Raw genomic sequence first — 2,691 nt, 5'->3', positions numbered from 1 at the left:
CTTAAGGATACGCTTTGATTCTTAATTGGAATTAAGCAAAAGATTAAGGATTCTTAATGTTTACTTCTCAAAGCACAATTCTGAGTGATGGCTATCACAGTTTTATAAATTCGCCTATTTAGATATACCCAAGCAACCTCAAGATGCATTGTTCAGCGCTATTTTTTAAAGTGCTAAAGGCATAAAACCCAAATTAATGTGACAAAAGTATGGCACTTTCAGTAGAATTTGAGGTCAACGTTACATCCTTAACACGCATAGACCTTTATCATGATGTCTTTTATCTCCCAAAAACTTATTAATTACTTAGCTTTAGCGCTTTTTGCTTTGTCTTTATTTGTCGCTATTTCTATTTTCCCGGTGCCGCTACTAAGTGATCCAATCAGCGATGCTGCTGGTTTATCTTTCACGCTATTAACAGACACAGCAGGTAAACCATTCTTCCTTATTACGACAGTACTACTCTGCTTACTGCCAGTATTTTTCCGTTTACCAAAAAAGCAGATCATTAAGTTATGGATTCAATTCGGTATCTTATTAGTACTAAGCTTTGGTGCGAAAACGATTCTTAAGCACGAAACAGCTATCCCTCGCCCATACACTTACGAGTTACAACGCTTAAACCTTATCCCTTCTCCTGAAGACTTTTATCAATTAGATAAAGTAGAAAAAGATAACGTGGTGAAAAAGGCATCAGCGTATATCAGTACATGGCGTATCCGTCACTGGGAAGGTGAAACAAACTACTCATTCCCATCTGGTCATACTATTTTTGCTGCAATTTGTATTCTATTCTGGGGTGGTTTCTTACTACGTACTCGCCACTATATTCTAGCTGGTGGCTTGATCACGTGGGCGGTAGGTGTAGGTATTAGCCGTTTATGGCTAGGTATGCATTTCCCAACTGATGTCATGGGTTCTATCCTAGCGGCTGCAGTGCTGTACTTATTTATCCCTGAGTGGAAAGTAGATTCAGAGAACTAGTACTGCGAATAGACCATTAAATATAAGAAAGGGCTCATTAAGAGCCCTCTTTTCTATCTACGTTCTTGAGTCTACGTATCACTGTGCTGTAGCGTTTCGATGTTCATATTCAACAACAAGTTGATTACCTGAATACGTTACATTGGTAATGTTACCATCAAAGATAAATGTATTCTTAACCGACGTTGTTTCTGATGATGCCGTTGCCATACGCTCACGTAATGATGGTAGGATCAAAATAGGATCAACGCCTAATGCCCCACAAAACTCATTCACAAATTGCTGCTCAATTGGTTTAGAACCGCGCAATATGTCAGAAAATTCTAATTGCGTTAAACCTAGCTTTTTTGCCATCTCAATCTGAGTAATGCGCATTTTTGCTTTATAACTCATCCATGTGTCATGCAGGATTTGGCGATCTTTTTCGGTGTACAACATAATTAACCCTAATAGCGCATAATTTTTATTTTAAATCAGAGTTATTTCCTCTGGTTAGAATAGTTTACGCTGACTAACGAGTAGTAAATGTCAGAATAGCGTTAAGCTCTGCTCCATTTTCACAACTCGTTACATGATCCCGTTTGTGCATAATGCAAGTTGATATATACTTACACCGTAGCAAGTTGTTATAAGCCAATGTTATATAAAAGGTATTAACTATTTTCATGGGTCAGTGTGTAGGTCGTTCAATCTTTACGGTTTTAGTAATATTCAGTGTTTTTTCAAACGCTGTGATTGCTCGCACCCTAACGTTGACACACGCAGACTCAACGGCTCATTGCTTACAAATGGTGACAACGTCACTAAAAACCACGACGCATTCGCCGAATCAAACCTCCGATCCTTGCTGTGACAGTAAGAACGCTACTTCAATAGCAGCCAAGTTACTCTGTGATACTCCAGCATTGAGCGATGGGCATAACGAAAAAGAGTCATCCAACTGTTGTAATCATGATGATTGCAACACAAAGCAACCTCAAGCTGCACTGTTAACCGCATTTACGTTTTCAACTGCCACACCACAATCATTGACTTTTCCTCAGGCAATAACGGCTCCTGTACATTTTAGTGAAACACAGCTAAGACCCCCACTCGTATAACTTTAACACTAACGGCGATAACGCCAACATGTTTGAATTTGTATTTACGAGTAACCCTTATTAATACTCGTACGATTGATAGGATTTTAGTTATGAAAATGTCACGTCTTTTTGCATCAGCCCTACTACTACTGAGTACTTTCACTCAAGCAGAAACAACAGCACCTATTAAAGGTACAAACTACCAATCACCTTACTGTGGTTGCTGTAAAGAGTGGGTAAAACACATGGAAGAAAATGGCTTTAAGCTCGATATGGTATACGAAGAAAACCTAACACCAATTAAGATCAAGCTTGGTCTACGCCCTGAGTTTGCTTCTTGTCATACCGCAGAAATTGAAGGTTACACGTTTGAAGGTCACATTCCTGCAGAAGAAGTGAAACGTTTCTTAGCGAAAAAACCTGAGCGCATGATCGGCCTAGCTGTGGGTGGTATGCCAATGGGCTCACCTGGTATGGAATACGGTGATCAGAAAGATGCGTATGAAGTATTAGCATTTGATAAAGATGGGAAAACCATGGTTTGGTCTCGCCATAACCAATAACCCAACACTGATTTTGCAAATATTAAGCCCGTCAACTGACGGGCTTAATATCATTTAAAACA

Annotated in this window: 3 protein-coding genes; 2 read left to right on the top strand and 1 reads right to left on the bottom strand. The window is 39.3% G+C overall.

From position 1 onward, the window contains the following. Positions 1-270 precede the first annotated feature (270 nt). A complete protein-coding gene (locus tag E5A76_RS08305; protein WP_161118625.1) occupies positions 271-984 on the top strand; it encodes a phosphatase PAP2 family protein in 714 nt (237 codons plus the stop codon). A 78-nt stretch (positions 985-1,062) separates the two neighbouring features. Here the strand turns inward: E5A76_RS08305 and E5A76_RS08300 are convergent, their stop codons facing one another. Further along, positions 1,063-1,422: a helix-turn-helix domain-containing protein gene (locus E5A76_RS08300; RefSeq protein ID WP_053989777.1), complete on the bottom strand. Its 360-nt coding sequence runs from the start codon at positions 1,420-1,422 to the stop codon at positions 1,063-1,065. Positions 1,423-2,176: 754 nt separating this feature from the next. On the opposite strand from E5A76_RS08300, the gene E5A76_RS08295 reads away from it, so the two are divergent. After that, entirely contained in the window at positions 2,177-2,629 is a 453-nt protein-coding gene (locus E5A76_RS08295; RefSeq protein ID WP_053989778.1) for a DUF411 domain-containing protein, read from the top strand. Positions 2,630-2,691: the final 62 nt, after the last annotated feature.

The organism is Photobacterium lucens (genome assembly GCF_009873615.1).
Lineage (GTDB): Bacteria > Pseudomonadota > Gammaproteobacteria > Enterobacterales > Vibrionaceae > Photobacterium > Photobacterium lucens.
Note: the sequence above shows the minus strand (reverse complement) of the source record. Positions and strands in the feature narration are given on the sequence as shown.

Bases quoted from the DNA above. Each gene is read 5' to 3' on its own strand.
- E5A76_RS08295 (WP_053989778.1), top strand. From the start codon at position 2,177: ATGAAAATGTCACGTCTTTTTGCATCAGCCCTACTACTACTGAGTACT.
- E5A76_RS08300 (WP_053989777.1), bottom strand. From the start codon at position 1,422: ATGTTGTACACCGAAAAAGATCGCCAAATCCTGCATGACACATGGATG.
- E5A76_RS08305 (WP_161118625.1), top strand. From the start codon at position 271: ATGATGTCTTTTATCTCCCAAAAACTTATTAATTACTTAGCTTTAGCG.